Origin of the sequence: Nocardia carnea NBRC 14403, assembly GCF_000308515.1 — a bacterium.
Classification (GTDB): domain Bacteria; phylum Actinomycetota; class Actinomycetes; order Mycobacteriales; family Mycobacteriaceae; genus Nocardia; species Nocardia carnea.
In genome coordinates this window covers 68,976-94,490 of the sequence record NZ_BAFV01000022.1, presented here as the reverse complement: position 1 = coordinate 94,490, position 25,515 = coordinate 68,976, and the positions used below count along the sequence as shown (strand labels likewise).

General features: G+C 67.6%; 23 protein-coding genes. 10 read left to right on the top strand and 13 right to left on the bottom strand.

Features of this window, described 5'->3' with window-relative positions; all coding sequences use genetic code 11:
* Positions 1-3: 3 nt before the first annotated feature.
* The 3 genes from ON22_RS34480 to ON22_RS07965 form a co-directional block, all read right to left on the bottom strand.
* On the bottom strand, positions 4-1,107 hold the full coding sequence (locus tag ON22_RS34480) for a GGDEF domain-containing protein (RefSeq protein ID WP_157170404.1): 1,104 nt from the start codon (positions 1,105-1,107) through the stop codon (positions 4-6).
* A gap of 516 nt (positions 1,108-1,623) precedes the next feature.
* On the bottom strand, positions 1,624-2,874 hold the full coding sequence (locus tag ON22_RS07970) for an MFS transporter (protein WP_197039679.1): 1,251 nt from the start codon (positions 2,872-2,874) through the stop codon (positions 1,624-1,626).
* A gap of 317 nt (positions 2,875-3,191) precedes the next feature.
* A complete protein-coding gene (locus ON22_RS07965) occupies positions 3,192-3,809 on the bottom strand; it encodes a TetR/AcrR family transcriptional regulator (RefSeq protein ID WP_033244921.1) in 618 nt (205 codons plus the stop codon).
* A gap of 98 nt (positions 3,810-3,907) precedes the next feature.
* Here ON22_RS07965 and ON22_RS07960 point away from each other — a divergent pair, with 98 nt between their 5' ends.
* Entirely contained in the window at positions 3,908-4,375 is a 468-nt protein-coding gene (locus tag ON22_RS07960) for an Rv1443c family protein (protein WP_033244920.1), read from the top strand.
* A gap of 9 nt (positions 4,376-4,384) precedes the next feature.
* Here the strand turns inward: ON22_RS07960 and ON22_RS07955 are convergent, their stop codons facing one another.
* From ON22_RS07955 to ON22_RS07940, 4 genes are all read right to left on the bottom strand, one after another.
* Positions 4,385-4,918 (bottom strand): DUF3145 domain-containing protein, encoded by a 534-nt coding sequence (locus tag ON22_RS07955; RefSeq protein WP_033245352.1) that lies wholly within the window; start codon positions 4,916-4,918, stop codon positions 4,385-4,387.
* 95 nt (positions 4,919-5,013) lie between these two features.
* Complete coding sequence (locus tag ON22_RS07950; RefSeq protein ID WP_033244919.1) at positions 5,014-5,844, bottom strand: serine hydrolase domain-containing protein; 831 nt, start codon at positions 5,842-5,844, stop codon at positions 5,014-5,016.
* A gap of 450 nt (positions 5,845-6,294) precedes the next feature.
* On the bottom strand, positions 6,295-7,425 hold the full coding sequence (locus tag ON22_RS07945; RefSeq protein WP_033244918.1) for an NDMA-dependent alcohol dehydrogenase: 1,131 nt from the start codon (positions 7,423-7,425) through the stop codon (positions 6,295-6,297).
* Between the two features lie 289 nt (positions 7,426-7,714).
* The gene (locus ON22_RS07940; protein ID WP_033244917.1) at positions 7,715-8,779 is read right to left on the bottom strand and encodes a phosphotransferase family protein; all 1,065 of its coding nucleotides are present in this window, start codon (positions 8,777-8,779) and stop codon (positions 7,715-7,717) included.
* 78 nt (positions 8,780-8,857) lie between these two features.
* On the opposite strand from ON22_RS07940, the gene pabB reads away from it, so the two are divergent.
* Together pabB and ON22_RS07930 are read left to right on the top strand one after the other, a co-directional pair.
* Positions 8,858-10,363, top strand: coding sequence for an aminodeoxychorismate synthase component I (gene pabB, locus ON22_RS07935; protein WP_081595410.1), 1,506 nt, complete (start codon positions 8,858-8,860; stop codon positions 10,361-10,363).
* 68 nt (positions 10,364-10,431) lie between these two features.
* Entirely contained in the window at positions 10,432-10,815 is a 384-nt protein-coding gene (locus ON22_RS07930; protein WP_033244916.1) for a hypothetical protein, read from the top strand.
* A 34-nt stretch (positions 10,816-10,849) separates the two neighbouring features.
* On the opposite strand, the gene ON22_RS07925 is transcribed toward ON22_RS07930, so the two are convergent.
* Complete coding sequence (locus ON22_RS07925; protein WP_051157293.1) at positions 10,850-11,350, bottom strand: hypothetical protein; 501 nt, start codon at positions 11,348-11,350, stop codon at positions 10,850-10,852.
* Positions 11,351-11,438: 88 nt separating this feature from the next.
* On the opposite strand from ON22_RS07925, the gene ON22_RS07920 reads away from it, so the two are divergent.
* Both ON22_RS07920 and ON22_RS34475 read left to right on the top strand, forming a co-directional pair.
* The gene (locus tag ON22_RS07920; protein ID WP_033244915.1) at positions 11,439-13,469 is read left to right on the top strand and encodes a TerD family protein; all 2,031 of its coding nucleotides are present in this window, start codon (positions 11,439-11,441) and stop codon (positions 13,467-13,469) included.
* 59 nt (positions 13,470-13,528) lie between these two features.
* Positions 13,529-15,556, top strand: a complete 2,028-nt coding sequence (locus ON22_RS34475) for a protein kinase domain-containing protein (protein WP_051157292.1) — start codon at positions 13,529-13,531, stop codon at positions 15,554-15,556.
* Between the two features lie 16 nt (positions 15,557-15,572).
* Here ON22_RS34475 and ON22_RS07910 read toward each other — a convergent pair whose 3' ends face one another.
* Both ON22_RS07910 and ON22_RS07905 read right to left on the bottom strand, forming a co-directional pair.
* On the bottom strand, positions 15,573-17,021 hold the full coding sequence (locus ON22_RS07910) for a DUF1254 domain-containing protein (protein ID WP_081595409.1): 1,449 nt from the start codon (positions 17,019-17,021) through the stop codon (positions 15,573-15,575).
* A 97-nt stretch (positions 17,022-17,118) separates the two neighbouring features.
* Positions 17,119-17,412: a hypothetical protein gene (locus ON22_RS07905; protein WP_033244914.1), complete on the bottom strand. Its 294-nt coding sequence runs from the start codon at positions 17,410-17,412 to the stop codon at positions 17,119-17,121.
* A gap of 221 nt (positions 17,413-17,633) precedes the next feature.
* On the opposite strand from ON22_RS07905, the gene ON22_RS07900 reads away from it, so the two are divergent.
* Both ON22_RS07900 and ON22_RS07895 read left to right on the top strand, forming a co-directional pair.
* A complete protein-coding gene (locus ON22_RS07900) occupies positions 17,634-17,912 on the top strand; it encodes a hypothetical protein (protein ID WP_033244913.1) in 279 nt (92 codons plus the stop codon).
* A 107-nt stretch (positions 17,913-18,019) separates the two neighbouring features.
* On the top strand, positions 18,020-18,259 hold the full coding sequence (locus ON22_RS07895) for a DUF6374 family protein (protein ID WP_033244912.1): 240 nt from the start codon (positions 18,020-18,022) through the stop codon (positions 18,257-18,259).
* 52 nt (positions 18,260-18,311) lie between these two features.
* Here ON22_RS07895 and ON22_RS07890 read toward each other — a convergent pair whose 3' ends face one another.
* Positions 18,312-20,042: a BCCT family transporter gene (locus ON22_RS07890; protein WP_081595408.1), complete on the bottom strand. Its 1,731-nt coding sequence runs from the start codon at positions 20,040-20,042 to the stop codon at positions 18,312-18,314.
* Positions 20,043-20,397: 355 nt separating this feature from the next.
* On the opposite strand from ON22_RS07890, the gene ON22_RS07885 reads away from it, so the two are divergent.
* Together ON22_RS07885 and ON22_RS07880 are read left to right on the top strand one after the other, a co-directional pair.
* Positions 20,398-21,414 (top strand): NAD-dependent epimerase/dehydratase family protein, encoded by a 1,017-nt coding sequence (locus ON22_RS07885; RefSeq protein WP_033244910.1) that lies wholly within the window; start codon positions 20,398-20,400, stop codon positions 21,412-21,414.
* 147 nt (positions 21,415-21,561) lie between these two features.
* Positions 21,562-22,029 carry a MarR family winged helix-turn-helix transcriptional regulator gene (locus ON22_RS07880; RefSeq protein WP_033244909.1) on the top strand — a complete coding sequence of 156 codons (468 nt, stop codon included), beginning with the start codon at positions 21,562-21,564 and terminating at the stop codon, positions 22,027-22,029.
* A 5-nt stretch (positions 22,030-22,034) separates the two neighbouring features.
* Here ON22_RS07880 and ON22_RS07875 read toward each other — a convergent pair whose 3' ends face one another.
* Positions 22,035-22,847: an acyl-CoA thioesterase domain-containing protein gene (locus ON22_RS07875; RefSeq protein WP_231508627.1), complete on the bottom strand. Its 813-nt coding sequence runs from the start codon at positions 22,845-22,847 to the stop codon at positions 22,035-22,037.
* 146 nt (positions 22,848-22,993) lie between these two features.
* Positions 22,994-23,659: a TetR/AcrR family transcriptional regulator gene (locus ON22_RS07870; protein ID WP_033244907.1), complete on the bottom strand. Its 666-nt coding sequence runs from the start codon at positions 23,657-23,659 to the stop codon at positions 22,994-22,996.
* Between the two features lie 347 nt (positions 23,660-24,006).
* Here ON22_RS07870 and ON22_RS07865 point away from each other — a divergent pair, with 347 nt between their 5' ends.
* Complete coding sequence (locus tag ON22_RS07865) at positions 24,007-25,512, top strand: high affinity choline transporter 1 (protein ID WP_033244906.1); 1,506 nt, start codon at positions 24,007-24,009, stop codon at positions 25,510-25,512.
* Positions 25,513-25,515 lie beyond the last annotated feature (3 nt).

Here is a 25,515-nt window from a genome sequence, read left to right as displayed (position 1 = left end):
GCGCTATCCCGGAACAGGGTGCATATGGTCCCGCGGCGGGGTGAGTTCATCGACCACCACCAGATTCCCGCCGGACTGTTTGGCCCGGTACATGGCGGCGTCGGCAGAATGCAGCAGACGATCGGGGGTGGGGCGCGGGCATTGCGGGCACACCGTCGCATCGAAGTTCGCGACACCCACGCTCGCGGTGACCTCCACCGCGGTCGCCGGCGGTTCGGCGACCGCGAGGCGCAGGCGTTCGGCTTCGGCGTGGGCGTCGGCGGCGGGGATGGGGGCGGCGACCACGAACTCCTCCCCGCCCGTGCGTGCCACTACCGCATGCTCCCCCGCGGCGTCTCTCAGCCGCCCGGCGGTCCGCACCAGGACAGTATCGCCGACCCGGTGACCCCAGGTGTCGTTGATGTTCTTGAACCGGTCGAGGTCGAAGGTCATCACGCAGATCGCGGGATACCGCTCCACGAGCCGCGGTAGCCGGATCTCCAGGCCGCGGCGGTTGAGCAGTTCGGTGAGCGGATCCGACAGCGATTCGTTGCGCAGCAGCCAGTAGAGAATCTGCAATGCGGGGACCGCACTGACCACCGAGACGAACAGCAGCAGCGCGACCGCGATGGCCAGGCGGATATCCCCGCCACCGGTGACTATGCGTACCGAGAACACGATCACCGCAAGGAATGCCCACACCGAATGGGCCGCGAGGACGCGCGCACTGTGGAAACCGCCCAGATAGCTGCCGCTGACCACGAGCAGCACCGTGCCCATCGCCCCGAACAGCCGGTCCGGCACCTGGAGGAACACCACGATGAACAGCACGTCGGCGAAGGCCATCAGAGCCAGGGACTCGTTCTTACCCGGCCAGGGCAGCAGCCACCAGCGCAACGCCCACAAGATCCCGGACAGCACCCCGAACGTCGCCAAGACCCCGGGATCGCCGGGCGGCCCCACCGGCGTTCCCGCGACCACGGCGCCCATCACGGCGATCAGCGCGCCCGCGACACCGATCAGGATCTTCAGCGGCAGCAGAGCCGACCGGGCCTTCAGGGTGGCCACCAGCCAGCGGTAGTCGACCGGGTCGTTCCACCAGGCCCGCAACGTCTTGACGTTGTTCATCGACTCACCTTTGGTCCCGGCCGCGTTGCCCACCACCGCTCGTACCGAATGCGAGTTCCGGGAAATCTCACCGGCTCGTGCCGAGCAGTCTAGACCGAACGCATTCATAACCGAACGGCGAGTATGTGTTGTACCCCACGACCGACCGTCCGCGTTGATGACACAGTCCGATGAACAGCGGATACATTCCCAGCCCCTATATGTGATATCGGCGACACGTCACCCCGTGGGCGCATGCCGTCCGCCCGCTGCAGAGATCTTCGCCTGACACCCACCGCGCCGGGATATCCCGGAAACTCGCGGGCACATGCGGGCGTGCCCAGTGCGCTCGTCCGCGGCGTAGGCCGCACGTATGCGGAATCGAGTAGTTCCCGAGCGTCTCGGCCAGGGAATTCTGCCGGTCGGTGATGGAGAGCCTGTTACACGTCGGATTCGCTCAGCACGGAACACCGGCCGGCCCGGTTCCACTCGCGGAATCCCGAGCCGATGGCGCGAGATCGGCACGGCCGATTCGGCTCAGCCGATATACGCGGGCTGTTCGTCTCGAAGGTTCCTCCCGGGGCCGGCCGCAATACCGCTGCGCAATCGCCGATCTCGCAGTGCCGGGACTATCGCGGCAATCGCCAGTACGGCGAGGACCACGCCGAGGACGATCGGGGCGCGCAAGCCGTAGTCCGCGAGGAGGCGGGAGCCGAGTGCGGAACCGAGGACTACGCCGAAGGTGATGAACGAGGTGTGGACGGTGTTCACGAGGACGCCGGTGCCGCCGGCGCGTTGGACGCGGACGGCCATCGCGGGGTTCATCGTCACGCCGACGAGACCGATACCGAGCATGAACAGGATCGCCAGCGGCTGGGAGCCGGTGCCGAGAGCGAAACCGAGAAGGAAAACGGTATTGAGCAGCGTGCCGGCGAGAAGTGTGGGCACGGTGTGGCGGTCGGCGAGCCTGCCGACGACGTAATTGCCCACGAGAGTTGCGGCGCCATAGGCGAGCAGGAGCAGCGGTACCGAGCCTTCGGTGAAGCCGCTGACCTGGGTGAGGATCGGGGCGAGGAAGCTGAAGACGGAGAAGGTCGCGCCGATGATCAGGGTGCTGGTGACCAGCGCCAGGAGAAGGCGCGGGCTGCGGAAGGACCGCAGTTGCTCGGTGAATGTTTCGGTTTCGGACCTGGACTCTTCCGGATTACCCGGGTTGCGGACCAGTGCCAGAGTGAGCGCGGCCGCCACTACGGTGAGGACGCCGACTGCCCAGAAAGCGGCCTGCCAGCCGAGCCGGCCGCCGATGAAGGTGGCCAGCGGCAGGCCGAGGAGGGTGCCCAGCATCAGGCCGCTCATGGCGACACTCACCGCGCGGCCGCGGACGCTCGCGTCGACGATACGCATGCACAGCGAGACCGCCAGGCCGAAGAATGCTTGCGCGGCAATACCGGTCACGATCCGGGCGACCACCATCACGGAGTACGAGGAAGCCAGTGCGGCGAGCAGGTTACCGGCGAAGAAGATCGCGAAGACCACCATGATCGCGGTCTTCGGCGGTAGACGCAGAAGGCCCAGGATGAGCAGTGGTCCGCCGAAGGCCATGGCGAGGGCGAATATCGTGACCAGATAACCGATCTGTGCAATATCGGTGTCCAGGCTCTCGGCCAGCTGCGGCATGAGGCCGGCTACGGCGAATTCGCTCGTGACCATGGCGAATACGCCTGCGGCGAGGACGTACACAGCGGCGGGTATCGCGGGTGCGCGGCTGCCGGACGGGGTCGGTGTCAACAGAACTCTCCTGGCTAATTATGTAATGAACGTTCTAAAACTGGAACAATCGAGGGCATGAAGATCTCGCTGCGGCGAGGCCACACCGCCGATCCCGGTGCCGCCCCTCGATTACAGAGCACACAAGGTGGAGAACCGGCCGCAAGACCGCCGAGATGCCGGGACACCGACCGCCTGGACAACACAGGCGGAGCCCGCGCCATGACCATTACCCCCACGGTCGGCACGTCACAACTACAACGGCTTCGCGAGCCAAAATTCTGTAACAGTTTGACCAAAACGAGCAGACGCAACCGGACCTGGCCACCCATATCAGCTCAGCCGTCCAACTGCTGCGGCCGCAGGCTCCGCAGCGTCGCCACGATGATCTCGTCCGACCACGCCGCCGCTACCCTGCCCTGCGAAGCCACCCGCAACCCCGCGACCGCCGAGTTCACGAAGGCGGCGAGCCCCTCGGCGGAAATACTCGCCGTCACCTCCCCCGCCGCCTGACCTGCCCGCAACACGGCAGTGAGCAACTCCAGACGGGCTGTGGTGTCGCGGCCGATACGGTCGACACAGGCCTCGTAGGCCGGATCGTCGGCGAGCTCGGTCACCGTATTCACCGCCAGGCAGCCCCGCGGCGCACCCGAACCGGCACGTTCGACCTCTTCGGCCGCAACCCTGCGGAGCAGCGTCTCGATCCGGTCGACCGTCCCCTGCCCGGTATCGCCGATGACTTCCTCGGCACGCGCCAGCGTCCGGTCCAGATAAGCGTCGAGACATTGCACGAACAGTTCATCCTTGCTGCCGAACGCGTTGTACAGACTGCTGCGCCCGAGACCTGTTGCGCGACAGAGGTCTTCCGCGCTGGTGGCATGCAGGCCGGATTGCCGGAACTGACGCGTAGCGGCCTCGATGACCTGTTCGCGGTCGAAGCTCCGTGGTCGTGCCATACCCGCACCCTAACCCATTTTGTAACGCATTGTCCATAACTGCGGCCCTGATCCGGCCGGGCATTGCCCGGGCCGCCGGCTTTCGCGATGATGAGTAGATGAGCATGGTCCGGCTCTCGACCGAACTGCCCATCCCCGCACGTGACGCCTGCCTGCTGGCGCAGCGTCCGGAACTGTTCGAATACGTTGTCGCACCCCTGCTCCGTACCCCGGATCTCGATTTCCCGGACCCGATCGCGCCGGGCGTCTCGGGCTCGGCGCGACTGTGGTGGTTCGGCGTACTACCGAGCTGGACCCACCGGCTGACGCTGATACACCTCGGCCCCACCGAGATCTACACCAACGAGAGCGGCGGGCCGGTCCGCGTCTGGAATCATCGCCTCACCTTCACCCCGCTCGACGCGACCAGCTGCCGCTACACCGACGAAATCGAGGTCGAGGACGGCTGGCGCGGTATCGGCGTCCGGTTCTTCGCCGAGCTGATATTCCGCCACCGACAGCGCCGCTGGCGCGAACTGGCACGCGTGCTCGCCGCCAGTGGCTGGGTGCGCGGCGAACGCTTGTGAGCGCGCCGATCAGCCCACGTCGCGACGCAACCAGGTGATCTCGGCGCCTTCACTACCGGTGCGGTAGACCTCGAGGTCTTCGTCCCACGCGGTGCCGAGCGCGCGGTCTATCTCGGCGGAGAGGTCGTAGGCCGAATACCGGCCGAGCTCGCGGGCGGCCTGCAGCATGACCCGCAATCGCATCTCGCTCACCATCACATCCCCGTTGGCGCTTGTCGCCCCGTGCCACAGACCCAGGTTCGGGACGAAGCTGTAGCGTTCGCCGTCGACTCCCTCGCTGGGATCCTCGGTGACCTCGAAACGCAACACCGGCCACGAGCGCAGGGATTGCGCGATCCGAGCCGCGGTACCGGCCGGTCCGACCCATTCGGTGGTGGCGCGGAGTTGCCCCGGCGCCGCCGGCTGCGCGGTCCAGCGCAGTCCCGCGGGGCTACCGAGTGCGGCCGCGAGCGCCCATTCGATATGCGGGCACAGCGCGGTGGGCGACGAGTGGATGTAGACCACACCCGCCGTTGCCTCCGCGTATCGGGTCGATGCGCGCACCACGTACACCTCCGGTTTCGACGATGCTCGTCTTCCCCAACGGTCCGTCGAAAAGGCGTTGCCCGAGTGTACTCGAGTGCCCGGTGTTACAAGTGTTACTGCGCAGCTGTGTTGCGGGCGAGTGTGGCCTCACCGATCACCGAATCACTGAACAGAGGCCATACTTCACGCGACCAATCCCCGAAATTCTCGTCGCTCAACGCCACACAGGCGAGGTCGAGCTGCGGATCGACCCAGATGAACGTGCCCGACTGCCCGAAATGACCGTATGTCCGTGGCGAGTTCGCGGTACCGGTCCAATGCGGTGATTTGCCGTCGCGTATTTCGAAACCCAGCCCCCAGTCGTTGGGTCGCTGCGAACCGAACCCGGGCAGCACCCCGTTGCTGCCGGGAAACTGGACGGTGGTCGCGTCGGCGTGGGTCTGCGCCGAAATCAGCCGCGGCTCGAGGAGTTCGGCGGCGAACCGCATGAGGTCGGCGAGCGCGGAATGTGCACCGTGCCCGGCCGAACCCGTCAAATCGGAGGCCGCCATCCCCAGCGGCTCGAACACGGCTTCGCGCAGGTACTGCGGGAACGGGATACCGGTGTGCTCGGCGACGAAATCGGCCAGCAATTCGAAACCGGCGCTCGAATAGATGCGTTTGGCGCCGGGCCGGGCGAGGATATCGGTGGTGTCGAACGCGACCCCGGACGTGTGCGCGAGCAGATGGCGGACGGTCGAACCGGGCGGGCCGGCGGGCTGGTCGAGTTCGATCGCACCTTCTTCCACCGCGACCAGCGCCGCATAGGCCACCAGCGGTTTGGTTACCGAGGCAAGGCGGAAGACCCGGTCGGCGTCACCGGCCGACCACTGGCCGGCCCGCGTGACCACACCGGCCGCCGCATGCCGGACCGGCCATTGCTTGATCTGCTCGAGTGCGCGCACATCCCCGAGGTTACGAGACGGTGCCGCCGACGTGGAACTCACCCGAGCCCTCGTCGGAACGAGCACCCCTGCACAGCACGCGGCCGGTTCCGATACCGGAAAGGCCCCGACCACGCAAGGACTCCCGTGGGCCGATACCAACCGGCTCATTCGGTCACCACAGTCGGCGCCCCGACCGAACGTGGCCGTACGGGGCAGCCCGCGCCGAGATCGTCGGCCGGCCGCCCGAGGCCACGCCGCGAGACGTTCGCGGCCACTTGCCCGCCGGCCGAACGCGGAGTCGACCCGGCCGAGCCGATGAGCGCCGAGACAGCTGGTCGCATTCGCACACGACGCACTCATACGACGCCCGAACCGAAGCCGGGGCTACCGGGCTGGTACTCGACCGGCCCGGCAGCCCCGGAAAACGCGATATCCGTGAAAGATCCGGCCGGTTACGCCGGCGCGGGATCAGCGATCGGCGTCGGTGTACTTGATGATGCCGCGAATGTTCTTGCCGTCCAGCATGTCCTTGTAGCCCTGGTTGATGTCCTCCAGCGCGTAGCTGCGGGTGACCATATCGTCCAGGTTCAGCTGGCCCGACTTGTACAGCGAGAGCAGCTTCGGAACATCCTGGCGGGCGTTGCCGCCGCCGAAGATGCAGCCCTTGACCGTCTTCTGCAGCATGCAGAGCAGGAAGTTGTTCATCTTCACGTCGAAGGCATCCATCCGACCCATGGACGTGACCACCAGGGTGCCGGCCTTCGCGGTGAGGATGAGGCCCTCTTCGATGTAGGAGCCTTCCATCTCACCCATGGTGAGGATGACCTTGTCCGCCATCCGGCCCTCGGTGACCTCCATCAGCGGGGCGATGGCCTCGGCCATGCTCGCGTAGGCGTGGGTGGCGCCGAACTTGATGGCCTGTTCCCGTTTCCACGGGTTCGGGTCGATGGCGACGACCTTCCGCGCCCCGGAGAGCACCGCGCCCTGCAGCGCGCTCATCCCGACACCGCCGACGCCGACGATGGCCGCGGTCTCCCCCGGCATGACGTTGGCGACGTGGGTGGAGGAACCGAAACCCGTGGGCACACCGCAGCCGACGAGGCAGGCGACCTCGAACGGGATCTCGGGGTCGATCTTGACCACCGAGGTGTGATGCACCGTCATGTACGGGGAGAACGTCCCGAGCAGGCACATCGGGATGACGTCCTTGCCGCGGGCCTGGATGCGGTAGCTACCGTCGCTGACCGACTGCCCGGAGAGCAGACCCATACCCAGATCGCACAGGGCCATATTCCCGGATACGCAGGCCGGACAGCGGCCACAGGCCGGGATGAACGACAGCACCACGTGATCGCCGACGGCGAGATCGGGTGGCGTGTTGGGGCCCAGTTTGGTGATGACGCCCGCGCCTTCGTGGCCGCCCATCGCCGGGAACGACGGCATCGGGGTGGCACCGGTGACCATATGGTGGTCCGAATGGCACATACCGGCGGTTTCCATCCGGATCTGCACCTCGCCGCCACGGGGGTCGCCGAGTTCGATTTCCTCGACGGACCACGGCTCGTCGATCCCCCACAGGATCGCGCCCTTCGTCTTCATTCGTGTCCGACCTCTCGCATGCGCGGGCTTTCATGTGACAGCCTCCACACTACGATACGAACTGGAACACGTTCTAGTGGGTTGGCAAAGAATTTCCGCGGACAACTGGTCGATCGACCACATTGCCCCGCCGAGGCGGCATACGCGGCGGAGAATACACTCGAATCGTCCGCTTCCACCGTCGATACCGCAAGATCCGCCGTCCGCACGCCACCGCGGCCGGAAACACGACGGCGACCCCCGAGCACAACCGGGAGCCGCCATCGGCACCTAAGAGTGAAACTTGTTCCTACTCCAGGAGACCGCGCGCCTGCGCGAACAGCTCCAGAGTGTTCGCATGCAGGAAATCGCCCACCTTCTTGGGCGCCTTACCGGCGAAGGCCCGCGCGTAGGTCCCCTCCAGCACGATGCCGAGCTTGAAACAGGCCAGCACGGTGTACCAGGTGACCGCGCTCAGGTCGCGATCGGAGAATTTCCCGTAGTGCGCGATCATCTCCGCACTCGACGGCAGCCCGCCGGCCTCCCCCAGTTTGCCGATGAGCGCGGCGCCGGAAGTGCCCGGTTCCGGCCGGGTGGCGATCTGCCAGCCGAGATCCAGCAGCGGATCGCCGATGGTCGACATCTCCCAGTCCACCAGCGCCGCCACCTCGGGGCGTTCATAGGAGAACATGATGTTGGCGAGATGGCAGTCGCCGTGCAGGATGCCGGGCGTCCAGGTGGCGGGACGGTTGCGCTCCAGCCAATCGGCTACCTCGTTCAGGCCCGGGATCTGCGGGCCCGGGTAGCCCTCGTTGGCCGAATACGAGTCGAGTTCGTGCATCCACCGGCCGACCTGCCGCTCCAGAAAGCCCTCCGGTTTGCCGTAATCGGACAACCCGAGCGCCTGGTAGTCGAGCGCGCCCAAGCGGGCGATGGCCTCCACCGCGGACAATCCCATGGCGTGCCGGGCGGCAGGGTCGCCGGCGAATTCGGCCGGTAGTTCGGTCTGCGGGTTGTATCCCTCGATCGGTTCCATCAGGTAGAACACCGCGCCCAGAACCGATTCGTCCAGTTCGGCGGCGATCACCCGGGGCGCCCGCACATCGGTACCGGACAGCGCGCCCAGCAATCGCGCCTCCCGCCGGATGACCTCGTTGCTCTTGGGGCGCAGATGGGCCGGCCCGCGGCGGAGCACATAGTCGCGATCGCCGCGGGTGAACCGCAGCATGATGTTCTGGGTGCCCCCACCCAGGGCCTTCACCTCCCGGAACTCTCCACCGGTGAGCCCGCGCTCATCCATCCAGTTCCCGACCACGGTGAAGTCGACGTGTTCCCGATCCACGCCTACCGGCTGCGCAACAGACATGCGTGACATTGTGCCCCACCTCGCCCGCACAACTGCAGGCAACCGACAACAGTTTGGGACACCCGCTCGGCGTAGATTCGGACCACCATGTCCGATCCCGTGACCGTCCAGCACCGGATGCTCGAACGCGCCGTCGACACCGAGGCGGCGTTCCTGCACCTCTACGGCACCTCGGCCACCGCGTTCTGGCTGGACAGCGAACATGTGGAACCGGGACTGGACCGGTTCTCGTTCCTCGGCGACGCCACCGGACCACTGGCCGAAGTGGTGCGGTACCGGGTCGGCAGCGGGTTCGTCACCGTCACCGGCCCCGGAGGCCGGGTCCGGCGCCAACCGGGCTCCGTCCTGGACTACCTGGCCAACATGCTGCGCCGCCGGTTCCTACCGCTGCCCGCACAACTGCCGTTCGATTTCGCCGGGGGCTACGTCGGCTACCTGGGCTACGAGGTGAAGGCCGATTGCGGCGGTACGGCCGCACACCGCGCGACCACTCCCGATGCCCAGTGGATCTTCGCGGATCGGCTGGTGGTCGTCGATCATCTCGCGGGCCGGACTCATCTGGTGGCACTCACGGGCCCCGGAGAAACGGCGCGGCAAGATTCCGAGAGCTGGCTGGGAAGTACGGCCGCGGCGCTGCAGCAGTTACCCACCTGGACGAATCCCGAACCCCTCGACCCCGACCCCGCCCACTCCGCGGCGGGCTCCGATCCCGTCGGATCCACGGCCGAAGCTCTCCTCGTCCGCGGCCACGGACAGTACCTGCGCGATATCGCGGCCTGTCAAGCCGCGCTGCGAGCCGGGGAATCGTACGAGATCACCCTCACCGACCAGCTCACCCTGCCCGCCGCCGCCGGCGGCCTCGACACCTATCGGGTCCTGCGCCGCGCCAATCCCGCACCGTATTCGGCCTACCTGCGATTCGACGATCTGGAAATCGCCTGCTCCTCCCCCGAACGTTTCCTGAAGGTCGACCGCACCCGCACGGTCGAAACGAAACCGATCAAGGGCACCGCCCGCCGCGACCCCGACCCGGCCGTGGACGAAAGGCTGCGCCGCGCCCTCACCGAGGATCCGAAAACCCGGGCGGAGAACGTGATGATCGTCGATCTACTGCGCAACGATCTGGGCCGAGTCTGTGAGATCGGCAGTGTCAGGGTGCGGGATCTACTGGTCACCGAAACCTATTCGACTCTGCACCAACTCGTTTCGACCGTGCGCGGGAAGCTGCGCACCGATACCGATGTCATCGATTGCCTGCGCGCGTGTTTCCCCGGAGGTTCGATGACCGGCGCGCCGAAGATCCGCACCATGGAGATCATCGACGGTCTGGAAACCCGTGCGCGCGGGGTCTATTCGGGCACCATCGGGTTCCTGGGGCTGAGCGGGACCGCCGATCTCAATATCGTGATCCGTACCGCCGTCCGCCACAGCGGCCGCTGGCAGATCGGTACGGGCGGCGCGATCGTACTGGATTCCGTGGCCGCCGACGAATACGACGAAATGCTGCTCAAAGCCCGGGCCGTGTACCGGGCCGTATCCGCGGTCGAAGCCGGGCGGCGCCGGCCGTCGCGCGATATCCCGGCGGGTATCTGAGCCGTTCCGTGCGGCCGGGTCCGGAAGAACACCCGGCTCGATCGCACGAACAGCGCAACAATGGAGCGATGGCACAGCTCTGGGTGAAAACGCATGGTGGGGACTGGCTTCGGGCCGACCAGATCATCGAAATCGGTATCGAAACGGTGCGCGCACCGAACGACGGTCCGGGCGCGACGGAAGTCATCGCCCGGCTCGCGGTGGCCACCGGCAGCGGGAACTGGGATTACGACCGGGGCAACGGCACCGTCGGGCCGAGCGCCCGGGTGCTGGGCCGCTATCCGGACGGAGAGGCCGCGCAGCGGGTCGCGGACCGGCTGGTGCTGACCCTGCTCAGCGCCGAACGCAACGCCCAGATCACCTTCGAAGACGACGATGTGCTGGTCCGGCCGGTACACGACCGCACCACGTTCGACACCCCCTACAACGGCCGGGCCCTCGACCGCCACTGAACGTATCGACTGCCACCGACGTACCGGCCGCCGATCAGGACTTCCGCCGCGGCCGCTTCCGAGGTGGTTCGGGTTCGGGCTCGGGTTCCGGCGACGCACCGAGACCGGCCATCCGGCCGATACGACCGACCCCCGGTAACCGTGACAGTGCGCCGAACAGATCCTCGCCCAGCGCGATCAACGCCTCCAGCCGGGGCAGCAACCGGTCGTAGGCCGCGAAGGCGGGGTCGGCGAGGGCCAGCGTGCGGTCGAGCCGGTCGACCGTGGCATTGAGGCGGTCTATGGCGCTGGACAGGTTGTCCAGCAGATCGGGTAGCTGGGCGGCCAGTTGCGCCGAGGCCGGCGGTAACCGCACCGCCGTATCGAACGCCTGACCGGCGGTGAGCTGCGCGGCCTCCAAGGCCTGCCCCGCCGCGGACTGCGCCGCATCGACCGCCGACTGCGCCGCGGCCAGCACATCGGCGGGTGAGGGCACCCGGCGCGCTCCCGGCCGGTTCGCCGCCTTCCCGCTCCCCGGCTGTCCCGGATCGGCCATGGGACAACTCTGCCGCATCCACCCCGGACAATGCCATGACCTGCGCGCCTGCGGGCGTGTCGGGCGCACATGGCATAGTGCGACGACGATGGAACTCAGCAAGGGCGCCAATACGCCGATACCGACATCTCTTCTGGCCGTGGTGATTTCCTGGCGGTCCGAACATGTGGTGGACGCGCACGCCCTGCTACTGGACAGCGACGGGGCGGTCCGCGACGACAAGGACCTGGTCTTCTACAACGCGCCCCGGCATATGTCCCAGGCGGTCACGCTCGACCAGGATCCCGCACCCGGGACCGCGCGGCTCAGTGTGTCGCTGCCGCGTACCGAAGCCGATGTGGACCGCATCGTGGTGTCGGGGTCGCTGGAGGACACCGAGTTCACCCGCATCGAGGATCTGCGCGTCACGGTGTATGCGGTGGACGGGCCTGTCGCCGAATTCGCCGTCACCGATTCGGAACCGGTGACGGCCATGATGTTCGGGGAGTTCTACCGCCGCGACGGAGGGTGGCGGTTCCGCGCGGTCGGCCAGGGCTGGGCCACGGGAATGGAGGGCCTGGTGACCGAATTCGGTATCCAGGTCGACAAGCCCGCCGTACCGGACCCGAGCAGTACACCGCCCGCGTCCCGGCCCGGCCCGGCGGCCGGGGCCGCACCGGCAGGCAGTGCCAACGGCCGCACGCCCGGTACCGAGCCTGCGAACGACCCGGCTGGGGATTCGAGCACTGCCGTACTCACCAGAACACAGAGCTCCCCGGACGACACACCGCGCCGCCACGGCGACCACATACCGTCCGGCCGGCACGGCGCGACCGCGGAGTCCGCACGCGAAGCGCCGAGTAGCCGGCGCCCGGCGTCCGGTGCCGGGTCCCGCGCGGTCGCCGAGGCTCATCCGGGTAATGCGCACTATCGGCTGGACGAGCGGCCGGGTTCCGGTACCGCGGCCACCGCGCCGTGGGACCGCTTCGATACCGCGCAGTCCGCCCGCCGGTCGCCGGGAACCGTCACCCTGCGCCGGCTCACCGTGGCGGAACCCACCCCCGTCGAGCCGCCGCCCGGTTCGGGTCGCGCCGACTGGTACCGCGACCCCACCGAGCCGACCGTGCTGCGCTGGTGGGACGGCGAGCAGTGGACCGCCGACACCCGGCCGACGGCCCGGCCCCATCCGCACGACTGCGCGCGCTGCGGCGCCCGGCGCCGCCGCCGGGTCTTCGGCGGGCATCACCCGTGTGCCGCGTGCGCGGCGGAGACCGAAGAGTTCCTGATCCACTGGCATACCCGGGCCACGCGGGTACTCGCGGCCGCGGGCCCGCGCGGTGCGGAATGGGAGGCGCTGTGGGCGTCGCTGCGCTATCAACGGATCGACGAATCAGCTGCTCGGGCCGCACTGGAACCGGCGGCATTGCAGTATGTGGAACGGCGGGTCGCGTTCGCCTTCGCCGACGGCCAGATCTCGGCCGATGAATACGACGATGTCGAACATGCCATCACCGAACTGTCGCTGGCGGGGCGGCTGATCGACGATCTGCGTGCCCGGATGGGTCGCGGGCGGGCGCTGTCCCGGCTGCGTGAGGGCGATCTACCGTCCGTCCGCACCCCGGACCTGCATCTGGACGCCGAAGAACTGGTCTACCTGGATATCGGCGCGACCCATATCCGGGAACTGGCCCGCGGGCCGAAACACACCGACGGCCGGTTGATCCTGAGCACCAAGAAGCTACGGTTCGTCGGGCCCGGGACCGGTGTGGAGATCCCGTGGTCGCGGATCGTTTCGGTAGCGGCCGAACTCGATACGGTCGTCGTCGCGGCCACCTCGGCCCGGGGCGGGGCGAGTTTCGTTGTAGCCGATCCGGAGTACCTCGCCGCCGCGCTGGAAGGCGCGCTGCGCATCGCCAAACGGCTCGTACTGGCACCGGGACAGCGTGATTCTCGCAGTATCCCGCAGGAGGTCAAGGCCGAGGTGTGGCAGCGCGACGGCGGAAAGTGTGTGGAATGCGGCGAAAGCCACTACCTCGAATTCGACCACATCATCCCGCTCAGCCGCGGCGGCGCCACCAGCGCCTCGAATCTCCAGATCCTGTGCCGCGGCTGCAATCGCGAGAAGGGGGCGAATATCTGACCGCCCCGCCGCACTCCTCCGGCCCACGGCGCCCACAGGTTCCGCGATAGTCTCGGGCAATGCTGCAACCCGGGGCGAGATTCGCCGGCTACCGGATCGTGCGCCGGATCGGCGCCGGCGGGATGGGCATCGTCTATCTCGCCGAACATCCCCGGCTGCCCCGGCAGGATGTGCTGAAACTGCTACCGGCCGACCATCTGGCCGACGCCGGGTTCCGTGGCCGGTTCGATCGGGAGGCCGAGCTCGCGGCCCGGTTGCGGCATCCGAATATCGTCACCGTCCACGATCGCGGTGTCACCGGCGGGCAACCCTGGATCGCCATGGAATATGTTCCGGGCATCGATGCCGCCGCGCTGGCCGGTTCGCCGCAGCTCGGGCCGCGCCGGGCGGCGCATATCATCGACGATGCCGCCCGCGGACTGGATCACGCCCACCGCAACGGGATGCTGCACCGGGATGTGAAACCGGCGAATATCCTGGTCACCGCGGACCCGGACCGCGAGTTCGGCGAACGGGCCCTGCTCACCGATTTCGGGATCGCCCGCCTCGCCCGCGAAGGTACGGACCTGACCCGGACCGGCGATGTGATCGCGACCGTGTCCTACGCGGCACCCGAACAGTTCACCGCCGCCCCGGTCGATCACCGTGCCGATGTGTATGCCTTGGGCTGCACGCTCTTCGTCCTGCTCACCGGCGAGAAGCCGTTCCCTGTGAGCAGTACCGCGGCGATCGTCAACGCCCACCTGAACACTCCACCGCCGGCCGCCTCCCGGCGCGCTCCCGGGCTGCCGCCGGCCATCGACGCGGTGCTGTACCGGGCCCTGGCGAAGAACCCCGCGGACCGCTACGACTCGTGTCGCGCATTCAGCGAAGAGGCGTTGCGCGCACTCGATTCACCGCATCCGGCCGAGGGGTCCGGTACGGGCAGCCCGGAACCGGTTGTCCCGCCGACCCCGTCGTCCCCGGCCGTTACGACAACCGAGACCAGGGTCTCCGCTCCCGGCCCGCGACCTCCGTACCACGACTCCTCCACGCGACAGGCCGGGCACCCCGGTTCCTCCACAGCCGGCATGCCCCTCGGGCAGCCCGGCCCCCCACCGAGCTCCGCCGCCGGCCCACCCGCGCACACGGGCGCGCGCCCAGAACATTCCGGTGGCCCTGCATCGCGATCACGCCACGACCCGCTGCCACCGGGTCTGCCTACGGCCACACGGTCGCTCACCTCCGCGGGCTCGGTCACGGCCGCGTCCGCAAACACCGGTCGACGACGGGTACGAAAGCGACCCGTTCTCGTCGGCGCCGTCGCCGTACTATTCGCCGCGGCGTTGGCGACCACCGCGGTGGTCGCCGGCGATAACACCGGATCGGAGGTACCGGGCACGGCGGACCCCACGGCGCCGGGCAGCGACACCGGTACTTCCGTGTCCTCCGCACCCGGCACGTCCACGCCGGTCTCCGCCACGGGCACCGTGCCCGCCGGCGGCTACACAGAGACGTCGGCCGAGGTTCGGGGCGATAACGGCGATGTCAGCTGGAATGTCCGGATACCGCAGGTGAGTGGCGGTACGGCAGCCGTGGTGGATCGGTTCAACAATTCGGTACGCGCCGCGCTGCAGGATCAGATCGACAACGCCCCCGTCTCGTCCGAGCTGACCAACGGGCCGCCCAACACACTGCATATCGGGCCCAGGGTGCTGAGCGCTGTGCTGACGACGGTCCGCAAGAGCGATCCCCCGTCCGGCGAACCGAAGAAACTGCTCGCCACCATCACGATCGATGCCGGCACCGCCGAACCGATCACGCTGCGTGACCTCTTCCCGGACCTGGATGCCGGTCTGGCCCGCTTGTCCGGCGAGGCGGAACGACGCCTGCCCGAGACAGCGGCGGGCCCGGATTTCGACCGCCGGGAAATCCAGCCGCGGACCAAGAACTTCCATCATTGGGTGGCCACCGATCAAGGCATGGCCATCCATTTCGAGGAAGACAGTGTGGCCCCACCGGACAAGGGTTTGATCAGTATCACCGTGCCGTGGCGCGCGCTCGCCGATGTGCTCGATCCGGCCCTGGCCGAGGCTCTAGGCGGCTGAACCCGCGACCGGTGTGTCAGGGCACCAGCGGGGGCGGGAACCACTCGCCGTCCAGCACCCGTCGATCCGGTTCGTACAGCCGCATGACCAGGGAGAATTGACCACGCTCCGGGATCGGCAACCAGTTCGATCGCGGCACATCCGGGCCGGGATCGGCGGCCTGGACGGTGAAATCGAGGGAGCCGTCGGGCGCGAACACCGGCGGGACCGGATGGCCCACCGTGTGCAGATCCGCCTCGTTCGGCACCAGGAAGCCGTCGCTACCGTAGGCGGTGAGCGACCAGAATGCGGCCACCGGCGGTGCCTCGCCGGGCTCGAACCGCAAGCTGAACTCGATCGGAGTGCCGTCGTCGTCGGCCTGGTCGAACATCGCCGGATACACCACCACCGCAGCGAGGTTCGCACCGACGCCCCTGCTGGCCGTCGCCGCTCGCAGCAGGTAGTTGGTGCCGTAGCGGCCGACGTTGAGGTCCAGCACCCAGCCGTTGCGGAGGATGCTGCCCGGGTCCACATACGCGGTGATCTTGCGTTTGGCGGCGTCGACCCCGGCGGACAGTTCCCCCGTGCTCACGCCTTCGGGCGAACCACCGGGCCGGATCCCGATGGTGGCGAAGCGCGCCATCGCGGGTTCGTCCTCGGCGGCGGGCGGATTCTTCTCCATGAGCTCACACATGCGGTCGAAGAAATCGCGGACCGGCATCTCGTCGATGCTGTCCAGCCCGGCCGATTCCGACCAGTCCTGGTTTTCCGGAATCGAATCGGCTTCGGCGGCTGCGGGTGTGGTCCAGGCGCTCAGCGGAGCGAGCCGCAGTCGGGACTGGATATCGCGGACCGCGGCAACATCGCCGGGGCCGCGCACCTCTATCCGCCCGTACAGCCAGGCATCCGCGGTGGGCACAGGTAACTGGACCGCGCCCGGCGGAAGTGTTCCCGACCAGCCGGGTCCGGTGACGGCGTAGACGAACGGTGCCGAGGCGCCGGGTTCGGCATGGGGTTGCACGCTGGTCGGGGTGAAGGCGGTGTTGGACCAGGCGTCGAGGATTTGCATCACCCAGTAGCGGTCCTCGATCTGCGGTACTTCGAACAGCACCGGTTCCTCGCGCAGGTCCAGCCAGGCCACCGAGTACAGGTTGTCCAGGTCGATCCGGACCACGGTGCGCTGGCTCGACGCGGGCAGTGCGGAGGTGTGCTGGAACCGGTTGACCGCCGTGTATTCCAGGGCCCGGCGGCGGATCGTATCGATCAGCACCAGCGGATAACCGAAAACATAGGCGTCGGTGGCCACCTCACGCCGCTCGGCGGGCGTACCCGACGGCTCGACCGCGGAGTCGTCGTCCTCGCCGCCGCAGGCCGCCAGTCCGGTGACCGCGAACAGCCCCAGCAGTGAACGCCTGGACAACCGGAACCGATCGGTCGCCGGCGGGCGCCGCGAGTTACCGGGTACCGCTGCCGGGCTGTCGCCCATGGGCATTCTCCCTGCTCATCGCTATCGGATGGACTGCTACGCAGGATACGCCCAGGAATAGCCGAACGGTTGCCGCCACGGTCGGCGCGGCCGGTTCTCAGATGGTGAGCACCGTATTCATAATGGTGCCGGCACTGGTGGCGACCACCCCGCCGATCATGGCTCCGGCCACCATCTTCGGAGATTGCAGCGATCCGCCCGACCATTTCTCCCAGGCGAATTTACCGCCGGCGAAGACGATGCTCACCGTGCCGGACAGGATGGCCAGCCACGTCGCGTACTGCACGAACTGCATGATCTTGTCCGCCAGCGGTGGCGCCTCCGGAGTGGGGTCGCTGACCTGTGCGTATACCGATACTGCGTCGACAATCGACGCCGCGATGATGCTCACCGTCTGCTCCCTCGCCTAGAGTTCGGGGCACTGCGGCCCCGCCTCCATCATCCAGATGATGCCGGGCCCGGCGCAACTTCTTGCCGCTCAGCGTCTTTCGCGCTATAACCGCTGGTACCCCCGAATCCCTACCGGGAGCCGGGATTACTGCGATCACCCCCGGCGAGCGGTTACGATGCGTGTGCGTTCCCGCCCACCCCGAACACAGAGTGAGCTGCGAGATGATACTGGCCGCCGTCACCGATACGCTGCTGGCGCAAATCGGAAACCCCACACCCGAAGCACCCCCGCTGGCCGACAAGATCACGCAAATGGTCCAGTACCTGACCTGGTTCGTCTTGCTGGCCGGGATCACCGCGATCATCTACGCGGGCGGCAAGTTCGCCTGGGAGAAGTGGTCGGGCGGATCGATGGAATCACCGAAGATGGTGGCCGGAGCCATGATCGGCGGGGTGGTCGCCACCAGCGCGGGCACCATCATGAACGCCGTCATCGGCTGAGCGGCGACCCCCGTGGCGTCACCCGGGCCGGGGTACTCACCTCTGTGGGGGCAACACTACGAAACCGGCTATCGAAAGTATGTTCGAACTCGGGTACGGTAGCCGGCATGCCCGAACTCGCCCCCATCCCGTTCGCCCGGCTCAACCTCGAACAGGTACGGGAACGACTCCTCGCCGCGGCCGCCTTCGGCGAGTCCCTTTCGCCCGATCAGCTCGAGGCCCTGGCCGGCAAGCTCAGCACCGGTCTCAGCATCTACATCGAGGCCACCCAGAACAGCTCGCCACGACTGCCGCACCCGATCCCCACCGGGCGAGCCTGCCTGGACTTCCGGGGGCATCGACGCTGAACCCCGGCCCGCGGCGGACGCGGACCGGGGCTCGGCGGAGCAGCCCGCAGCGCTAGTCGCGGGTGGTCTGTTCGTCGTCGGCCGTTTCGATCGGCGAGGTGACCAGCTCGAATTCGCCTTCGTGCTTGACCACCCCCTGCGCGACCGCGCCCTCCACGAGTTCCACACCCAGGTTCGCCCGCACGATGATCGGATCGGTGCGCACATCGCGATACAGCGAGATACACATCATCACCATCACGAGCATGAACGGCAGGGCGACCACGGTCGTGATGGCCTGCAACCCGGTCAGCGCGCCACCTAAATCGTCCGAATCGGCGATCACCAGCATGATCGCGGCCACCGCGCCGGTGGCCGTACCCCAGAAGATGACCGTCAGCCGTGAGGGTTCGATACTGCCGCGTTCGGACAGCGTGCCCATCACGATCGATGCCGCATCCGCACCGGAGACGAAGAAGATGCCCACCAGGATCATCACCAGCACCGTGGTGATCGCGGTGATCGGATACTCGTCGAGCAGATGGAAGAGGGCGAAATCGGGATTCACACTGCCGTCCGCCTCGTCCAGGTTGCCGGTATCGGTCTGCTGCCGGATCGCGGCGCCACCGAAGACGGCGAACCACACCAGGCTCACCAGGCTGGGCACCAGCAGCACCCCGGCCACGAACTGGCGGATGGTGCGACCGCGGCTGATCCGGGCGATGAACATACCGACGAAGGGCGTCCAGGAGACCCACCACGCCCAGTAGAAGATGGTCCAGCTGGACAGCCACGCCTCCATCTCCTCACCACCGGCGATACCGGTCCGCGAGGCCATGGTCGGCAGATCGGCGATGTAGTCGCCGATGGCGGTGGGCAGGAAGTTCAGCATGAACAGCGTGGGCCCGGCGATGAAGACGAACACCGCCAGCACCAACGCCAGCACCATGTTGATATTCGACAGCCACTGGATACCGCGCGCGATACCGGAGACCGCGGACAGGATGAAGGCCGCGGTGAGCCCGGTGATCACCAGCACCAGACCCAATTTCGAAATGGCGTCGACATAGCCGTTGAATTCGAGTCCCGCGCCGATCTGCAGAGCACCGAGCCCGAGCGAGGCGGCCGAACCGAACAGGGTCGCGAAAATCGCCATCATGTCGATGGCCTTACCGCCCAGGCCGTCCGAGTGCCGGCCGAGCAGCGGCCGGAACACTGCGGAGATCAGCTGCGAACGGCCCCGGCGGAAGGTGGCGTAGGCAATGGCGAGCCCGGCGACCGCATAGATCGCCCACGGGTGCAAGGTCCAATGGAACAGGGTGGTCGCCAAGGCGACCTCGCTCGCCTGCGGGCTGCCCGGTTCCGCGGTGCCCGGCGGCGGGGAGGTGAAATGGGTCAGCGGTTCGGCGACGCCCCAGAACATCAGGCCGATACCCATACCGGCGCTGAACATCATCGCGATCCAGGAAACCGTCCGGAATTCGGGTGTTTCATCGTCGGCGCCGAGCGGAATCTTGCCGTAGCGGCTGAGAGCGAGCCAGATCACGTAGACGACGAACGAGGTGGCGACGAGAACGAAGAGCCACCCCGTGTTGGTAATCACCCAGGACTGCGCGTTGGAAGCCACCCGCGCGAGACTGTTCTGGTCGAAGATCCCCCACAGTACGAAGGCCATCGCGCCGACGGACGTGATGCCGAAGATAAGCCAGTCCACCCCGCGCCGCCGCAAAGCGGGTCTTTTTTCCGGGGAGCCCGGCAATCCGCCCTCGGGCGTCGCGGGGTCCTTTCCGGTGTCGATCACCATGGACCAGTCCTTTCAGATCGCACTGTGCGCTCCGCATTGCGGCCGCACGCACGACGGGGACCAGCCGTTTTTCGGTCCCCGCCGGCGCCCGCAACCGCGCCGCCGAACGGATGTACCGGGAAAAACCGTACCGCCCCGGTGCACGTACGGCGCACCGAACACGTTCTGGGACCGATTCGTGCCGTCCGCCGGCACGCGCCCGGCAGACGACGAGCGAACCTCTCGCACACTGTACGGACAAGTGTCCGAATAAGTTTCCGTTCCGATCTCCGGTTCCGTACACGGCGAACCACCGGCCTTGCGAGACTCTGAACACAGCGGTGGATACATACGAGAGCAGAGGAGGCCTGCCAGGATGACGGAACCCGTGAAACTGGTCATCGGCGCGAGCGGATTCCTCGGTTCGGAGGTAACCCGCCAACTGGCCGCGACCGGCGCCCCGGTCCGCGTTCTGGTCCGGCCCACCAGCGACCTCCGGCCGATCGCCGGCCTGCCCCTCGATATCCACTACGGCGATCTGTTCGACGACGATGCCCTCCGGACCGCGATGCACGGCTGCAATGTGGTCTACCACTGCGCGGTGGACACCCGGGCCTGGTTACGCGATCCCGAACCGCTGTTCCGCACCAATATCGCCGGGTTGCGCCACGTCCTCGACGCGGCCCTCGGCGCCGGCCTGCGCCGTTTCGTGTTCACCAGTTCGGCCGCCACCATCGGCCGGCGCCCGGGCGCGGTCGTCGACGAGACCGTGCCGTTCAACTGGGCCCACCTGGGCGGGCCCTACGTTCGCTCACGGGTCGAGGCCGAGGGTCTGGTGTTGCGCTATGCGACCGAGCGTGGCCTGCCGGCGGTCGCGATGTGTGTGGCCAACACCTACGGGCCGGGCGATTGGCAGCCCACTCCGCACGGTTCCTTCGTGGCCGCCGCCGCGCTCGGCAAACTACCGTTCCGGTTCGCCGGGACCGGTTCGGAGTCGGTGGGGGTGGCCGATGCCGCCCGTGCCCTGCGGCTCGCGAGCGAATACGGCAGAACCGGCGAACGATATATCGTTTCCGATCGCTTTCTCACCAGCGCAGAACTACTCACCGGCGCCGCACGTGCGGTGGGCCGGCAGCCGCCGCGCCTGGCGATTCCGCTGCCGGCCCTGTATGTGGCCGCGGGTATCGCCGATGCGGCGGCCCGGGTGCGCAGGCGCGACAGCCGCCTCACGGTGACCTCGGTGCACCTGATGCATGTGATGTCGCGGATGGACCACGGTAAGGCCGGACGCGAGCTCGGCTGGAAACCGGAGCCGGTACTGGATGCCGTCGCCGAGGCTGCCCGGTTCTTCGTGGAACGGCGAGCCCGCCGGCGCGCCACAACGGCCGGGTGACCGCGTGGTGAGGCCGGGTCGGCAGGTGCGCGTATGCATAATGCAACGAGTGTGTAGGATACAAACCAACCCCGGCGGCGTGGTATGACGATCGACGGGGCGCCCGCCGGGCCACCACGGCATGAGCACACGAGCAGGACACCCGCCATGGACAAGCCGACCCGCCTGATCGAATTCGAAACCATGCTGCTGGGGCGGCACAGCCTCAACGCGCACCTACGCCGTCCCGACCATCTGGAACGCAGCGCCTACCTGGTGCTGAGCCGGCTGTGGATCGAGGGCCCGATGTCCATCGGGGAACTGAGCGAGGCATTCGGCCTGGACACCTCCACCGTGCACCGGCAGACGGCGGCCATCATGAAGGCCGGTCTGGCCGAGCGAATTCCCGACCCGGCCGGCGGGGTTGCCCGTAAGTTCCGGATCACCGACGAAGGCGAACGCCGCCTCCGGGCCGACCGCGACTACAACGTCAATGCCCTGGACCGGGTGTTACGTGGCTGGAGCGAAGAAGACCTGCAGACCTTCGCCGCCTACCTCGAGCGATTCAATACCGATCTCGAAGTGCAGGAAGCCCGGCCCTGGCCCCGTCCCTCGTATACCGAGCCGCGCGGTTAGCCGCGTCAGAACTGCGTCATATCGACCTGCCGCCGCGCATTGGATACCGCGGTGACCACCGCCGTGCCCAACGGGCCGCTGCGATCGTAGAGGCTCACCGTACCCACCGATATGCCCGCGGCGGCCACGTGATCCTGCGCCAGCACCCCGATCCCGGGCCCGATGGGCAGCCGGGCCAGCGTCAGGGTCACATCGGAATTGATGTATCCGATACCGGCGCTGCCCCAGTTGCTCATGAAACTCGCCGCGTCACCGGCCATCGCCACTCGCTGAAACGGGGTCACCGGATCACCGGCGACCACCGGCAGCATGTTCTGCCAGATCGCCTTGCGGTCGGCGTTCTGGTTGGCGCCGAAATTGCGCGTCCATTCCTGCTCGCCACTCTTCAGCAGCGGATGCGCGCCCGCCTCGGATTCGTCCGGGACGCCGGGCACCGGCAGCTCGCGGCCGGGTTGCCACAGTTCGCCGGCCGGTACCTCGCCCGTCCGCAGGTAGACCACGGTGGCGCGGGAGCGCACCTCGTCACGCTGGACCAGTTCGGCATCGGCCACACAGATACGTTTGCCCTCCCGGACCACCGTGCTGCGCACGGTCGTGGGCTCGTCGGATACCGCACTGAACAGGTCGACGGTGAGCCGGGCCGGGACGAACTCCGCGCCCGGCGCGCGTGTTTCCAGTTCCCGGGCGAGCAGCCCGCAGATGGCCGGCCCGCTGACCTGGGTCGGGCTCCAGCTGGATATGGCTACCCGGGTGGGCAGGTAATGCTCACCCTCTCGGTTGAAGAACGCCAGCACGGTATCGACTCCTCTCGTGGGCAACCCACACGAGAATTACAACACGTTCTAGTTCACCCCTGATGAGAGGTGCCCGGCAGCGTGGTATCGGCCCGGCTCCGGGACAGCAGTAACCGCCTCGTCGTCAGCGCACTCGAAACCCGGCTCGCGCGCCCGCACTGACCGGCCGGTCACACATGCGCAGCGTCCAGGAGGGCGTCGGCCGCCGCTCCGACCGCGGCGGGATCGCCGGTCCAGCCGAGGACTCTGAGCGCGGCGCCGGCGATCGCCCGCTGGGCGCCGTCCGGAAGCACACCTCGGTCGGAGCGGATATTGATCACGGTCTCCACCAACCGGAACGGTATGGCCGTCGCCTCGGCGATCGCGCCCGCCCCGGTTTCGGCGACGACCCGCTCCGCCAGCATTTCGTAACTCTCCCGCAGACGATCGCGACGCGCCCGGAACTGCGCGAACCTCTCCGCCCGCAGTTCGGGCAGGAGGTACAACGCCCCGATATTCCAGCGGGCGGCGCACAACTGGCCGATATCGAAGCGGGCCAGGGCGTACAGCCGGACTGCCGCGGGCTCGGCGCTGCCGCCCAGTCGTTCCGCGAGTTCGGCCGGCGCGGCGATGGTCTCGCCGAGGAGGGCGTCGAGGATATCGTCCTTGGCCGCGAAATGGTGATAGAGGGAAGCCTGCCGGATACCCACCGCTTCGGCGATCGCCCGGGTGGAGGTGTTGCCGTAGCCGTGGGTGGTGAACAGTTCGGCCGCGGCGTCGAGGATTTCGGCACGCGGCGTATGCCCCTGGCGGCGGCGGGGTTCGAGACGCGGCCGGCCCGGCCCGGGTTGGGTCATGGACCCATTGTCGGCTCACCGGTACGGCACATCGGGGCCACCCCCGTGTGCGTGACCACGCCACGACTATCACCCGTCCCGACATCCGGTGCAACCGCTCGGGCATCGCGATCGGGGCCGCTCCCTTCGGGCCTCGACGGCCCGCAGTTGTCCCGATCGCCGAATTCCGGCGCCCGTTCACCGGCGCGGTTTCCTTGATGCCGAATTTCTGTCATTCGACAGAAATATCGGCAACGCAGACGTTACGAACGCAACCGATACGGATACATCGCCGTCACCACGCCGTCTCGCCGCGCGGGAAAACTTTCGGGCGATAGATATTCGTGTCGGATGAAGGGCCACCGGCCATGATCATTCTCGGAATCGCGGTCAGCGTGCTCGCGGTAATCGGCATCGGCCTGCTGGTTTCCCGCAAGGTGGACGGCGACAGCGTCAACTTCCTCGTGGCCGGGCGATCCCTGGGGCTACCGCTGGTGGCGGCGGGCCTGATGGGGCAGGCAGTGGATTCCAATGCCACGCTGGGAAATACCGATCTCGCCGGGTCGGTGGGTTTCTGGGCGGGCGCCTCGCTCCCGCTCGGACTCGGCCTGTGCCTGCTGCTCACCGGAATCTTCTTCGCGAAGCCGATGAACCGGATGAAGCTGCTCACGCTGCCCGATTTCTACAGGATCGAGTACGGCCGCGGGGTCGAGCTGGCCGCCTCGATCCTGATGATCTTCAGTTTCTGCATTCTGCTGGCCGGCAATCTGGTGGCGGGCGGCTACCTGTTCGAACGCTTCCTGGGCGTCCCCTACACCGCAGGCGTGCTGCTCATCGTGGCCATCGTGCTCACCTACACCGTCACCGGTGGAATGTTCAGCGACGCCTACACGGCGCTGGCCCAGATGGTGATCACGGTGATCGGCTCGCTGGCGCTGCTGATCTGGGTCGGCTCCACCTACGGAATCGATATCCCCGACGGGATGGGCCCGTTCGATCTGGGGCAGTTGAGCAACACGTCCGAGGGCGCGGCCATCAATTGGGCCACGCTGATAGCGCTCGGAATCGGCGATATCGTCGCCATCGATTTCATGCAGCGCATCTTCTCGGCGCGCTCCCCCGAGATCGCGCGCCGCGCGTGCTTCGCCGGTGCCGCAGGTACCGCCGTGGTGGGTATTCCGTACGCGCTGGTCGCGCTGGCCACCACCGATATCGTCGACGCGGACGGCGGCCCGCGCCTGCTGGCCCTGTTGGACGAACACGCACCGGCCGGACTGGCGATCCTGGTGCTCTCGGCCGTCGTCGCCGCCTCGTGTTCCACTGCCAACGGCGCCATCCTCGGCACCGCGGCCGTGGCGACCCGCAATATCGCCGGACGCACCGAACGTACCGATACCGGCGGCCGCGACACCCTGCTGCGCGATGTCCGCATCACCATGATTCCGGTTGCGGCGGTGGCGATCTTCTTCGCGGTCCAGATCCCGCAGACCGGCATCCTGCTCACCCTCGCCTTCGATCTGATGCTGGCCGGGCTGATCGTCCCGTTCGTGGCCGCCCACCTGACCCGGCGGGTCACGACCGCGGCGGCGGTCGCCGCGATGGTCGCCGGGCTCGGTGTGCGCCTGCTGCTGTTCGTTCTCACTCCCACGATGTACGGGGTGCCCAATACGGTGTTGTATCTGGAGAATTCGCTGATCGGCCCGGGTTTCGACGGGTGGCCGACGTTCCTCGGATTCCTGGCGTCACTCGTCGCGTTCCTGGCGACCCTCGCCGCCGGACGACTACGCGCCCGCACTGCGACCGGCACAGCGCCTGCCTCGGTCCTACCACCGGCCCCAGTGTCCACACCGGAACCCGTCAACCAGCCCGGCTGACAG